The organism is Methyloceanibacter sp. (assembly GCF_051306395.1).
Classification (GTDB): Bacteria; Pseudomonadota; Alphaproteobacteria; order Rhizobiales; family Methyloligellaceae; genus Methyloceanibacter.
In genome coordinates, this window is sequence record NZ_JBPPND010000172.1 from 1 (window position 1) to 2789 (window position 2789).

The following is a 2789-nucleotide window of genomic DNA, read 5'->3' on the forward strand; positions in this document are numbered from 1 at the left end:
TGAGGCGTTCAGAGCTTACGTCGAACAGGTGCTCGTTCCCGAACTCGCCGCCGGCGATGTCGTGGTGATGGATAATCTGCCGGCGCACAAGGTCGGCGGCATTCGCGAGGCCATCGAACAAGCCGGCGCCACCCTTCTATACCTCCCGCCATACTCCCCCGACTTCAACCCGATCGAGATGGCGTTCGCCAAGCTCAAGGCCCTGCTACGCGCCGCTGCCACGCGGACAATCCCGGACCTCTGGGACGCCATCGCTCACGCCATCCAACAGTTCACCACAAATGAATGCCGAAATTACTTCGCTACCGCCGGATACGATGCCTTCTGATCGGAAAACGCTCTAGTTTTCGCTGAGATGGCGGCCCTTGCGAGATGCGGGGCCGCCATTTTGGTTTCTGAGACCAGGCTTCACCTTCCCCGAAAACCTCCCCCCGGCGGGGTGACAACGCGCGCCCCGCGACACTAAGGTCCACCCGACAGTCCAGCCCGATTTGCGGCCGGCAGCGCTTTGGCGCGCCGCCCTGGCGCCAGCGGGCACTACCATTGTCGGCAGCCTCGTCTATAAGGAGCCGGCCACGGCGCTGCGGCTGTTCTTCATCGTCACGCTGATCGGCTCCCTCATCGGCCTCAAATTCGCAAGACCGACACAATGACCAACACAGACAAGATCGACCGGACCGTCACCGGCAACTATTTTGAGGACTTCACGCTCGGCCAGAAGATCGTGCATGCGACCCCGCGCACGGTCACCGTCGGCGATACGAGCGTCTACACCGCGCTCTATGGCGGACGCTTCGCCGTGCAGTCGTCGGATGCGTTCGCGCAAAGCATCGGCTATCCGCGCTCGCCCATCGACGACATGCTGGTGTTTCACTTCGTTATCGGCAAGACCGTGCCGGACATCTCGCGCAACGCGATCGCCAACCTAGGCTACGCCGAGTTCCGCTTCGAAAAGCCCGTCTATCCCGGCGACACCATCGCTTCGGTGTCCGAGGTCATTGGCGTCAAGCAGAACTCGAGCGGCAAGAACGGCACCGTCTATGTGCGCACCACCGGGCGCAACCAGAACGGCGACGTGGTGCTGGCCTTCAAGCGCTGGGTGATGGTCACCAAGCGCGATCTCGACGCGCCGGCGCCGGAGACCGTCATCCCGGAGAACGACAAGAGCGTCGAGCCGGAGACCCTCGGCAAGGCGCTCCCCTCGCTCAAGCTCACCGTGTACGACTACGCGCTCGCAGGCTCACCGCGCCGCTGGGAGGACTATTCCGTCGGGGACAAGATCGACCACGTGGACGGCCAGACCATCGAGGAGGCCGAGCACCAGATGGCGACGCGCCTCTACCAGAACACCGCGCGCGTGCATTTCAACCAGCACCGTGAAAGTCAGGAGCGCTTCGGCCGCCGCCTCGTTTATGGCGGCCACATTATCTCCATCGCCCGCTCGCTGAGCTTCAACGGCCTTGCCAACGCCTTCCATGTGCTCGGGTTGAACGGCGCACGCCACGCCGCACCGTCCTTCGCCGGCGACACCATCTATGCCTGGAGCGAGGTGCTCGCCAAAGCCGAGCTCCCGGGCCGTTCGGACATGGGCGCGCTGCGCTTGCGCACCTTCGCCGTGAAGGACCGCGCTTGCGCCGATTTCCCAGGCGTTAAGGCTGACGGCAGTCTCGAAGAGGGTGTCGTCCTCGACATGGATTACTGGGTAGCCCTCCCGCGCTAGATGCAACTCCGCTAGGATGTGTGCGTTGGGTTGGCGAGAGGAAACACGGACCAGGAGGCGGACTATGACTCCCAGGACTTTTTGGCGCGCAAGCGTCCTTACTGCTGGACTGACCTTTGCCATCCCGGCGTTCGCCGCCGATCAGGCAACCGCGGTTCTGATGGACCCCGACGGCAAGGAGGTCGGCAAGGTGACGCTCACCGCCGTGCCCACCGGCGTGCTGCTTGACGCCGACCTGACGGCGCTGCCGCCGGGCGACCACGCCTTCCACATCCACGAGTTCGGCAAGTGCGAGGCGCCCGACTTCAAATCGGCGGGTGGCCACTTCAACCCCGAGGAAGACGAGCATGGTCTCATGAACAAGGCCGGCCCGCATGCCGGCGACATGCCCAACATCCACGTCCCCGAGAACGGCAAGCTCCATATCGAGGTGCTGAATCAAATGGTGAATTTGAGCCGGGGCTTGCTGGACAAGGACGGCTCGGCCATCGTCATCCACGAAGGCGCCGACGACTACAAGTCGGACCCCGCCGGCGACGCTGGCCCGCGGATCGCCTGCGGCGTCATCACGAAGTAGGCGCAAGACCGCCGGAAAGCCGCCCTTCCGGCCGAAATAAACCTTCTGTCAAAGGTTTGAGACCCATCCTAACCCCCACGATTCGGACGCTGTGGGGAGTAGCCGATGGCTTGGGAAGGCCCTTTTGAAGGCATGATGGGCGGCGTGGCCTATATCGTCGGCTCGCATATCTGGGAGTCCGTGGACGGCGGCCACACCTGGATCATGTCCAAATTCGCCGACGACGTCGAAGCCTGCTACGAGATCGCCGCCCCGGCTTAAGCCGCCCCATCTTGACCTCGCAGAGCGCGCCTGCGGCCCAAAAGGGCCCGGACCAAAGGAAGCAGGCGGCCCGATTGCCCCTGCCCGGCGACTGGGCTATGAGAAAGCTCGTCTGGGCAACACTGCAAATTACCAATGATAAATAAGCTAGAGGCAGAGCGTCCGCTCTCCCCGCATCTGCAAATCTATCGGCCGATGCTGACGATGATGATGTCGATCGCGCATCGCATC

Annotated in this window: 5 protein-coding genes and 1 pseudogene; all 6 read left to right on the plus strand. The window is 63.2% G+C overall.

Annotated features, from left to right (window positions below):
- Window positions 1–328 (plus strand): transposase (locus tag ACSLE4_RS08835; protein ID WP_435904095.1); only part of this gene is annotated, 328 nt, incomplete at its 5' end.
- A gap of 163 nt (window positions 329–491) precedes the next feature.
- Complete coding sequence (locus ACSLE4_RS08840) at window positions 492–653, plus strand: hypothetical protein (RefSeq protein ID WP_435904096.1); 162 nt, start codon at window positions 492–494, stop codon at window positions 651–653.
- Complete coding sequence (locus ACSLE4_RS08845; RefSeq protein WP_435904097.1) at window positions 650–1720, plus strand: MaoC family dehydratase; 1071 nt, start codon at window positions 650–652, stop codon at window positions 1718–1720. The genes ACSLE4_RS08840 and ACSLE4_RS08845 overlap by 4 nt, the downstream gene beginning before the upstream one ends.
- Before the next feature lie 64 nt (window positions 1721–1784).
- Window positions 1785–2297, plus strand: coding sequence for a superoxide dismutase family protein (locus tag ACSLE4_RS08850; protein WP_435904098.1), 513 nt, complete (start codon window positions 1785–1787; stop codon window positions 2295–2297).
- A gap of 105 nt (window positions 2298–2402) precedes the next feature.
- Window positions 2403–2558: a hypothetical protein gene (locus tag ACSLE4_RS08855; protein ID WP_435904099.1), complete on the plus strand. Its 156-nt coding sequence runs from the start codon at window positions 2403–2405 to the stop codon at window positions 2556–2558.
- A 135-nt stretch (window positions 2559–2693) separates the two neighbouring features.
- Window positions 2694–2789, plus strand: a pseudogene (locus tag ACSLE4_RS08860) (succinate dehydrogenase, cytochrome b556 subunit); the annotation flags it as partial.

Excerpts from the sequence above, each read along its gene's own strand:
- ACSLE4_RS08850 (WP_435904098.1), top strand. The coding sequence starts at position 1,785 with ATGACTCCCAGGACTTTTTGGCGCGCAAGCGTCCTTACTGCTGGACTG.
- ACSLE4_RS08855 (WP_435904099.1), top strand. The coding sequence starts at position 2,403 with ATGGCTTGGGAAGGCCCTTTTGAAGGCATGATGGGCGGCGTGGCCTAT.
- ACSLE4_RS08845 (WP_435904097.1), top strand. The coding sequence starts at position 650 with ATGACCAACACAGACAAGATCGACCGGACCGTCACCGGCAACTATTTT.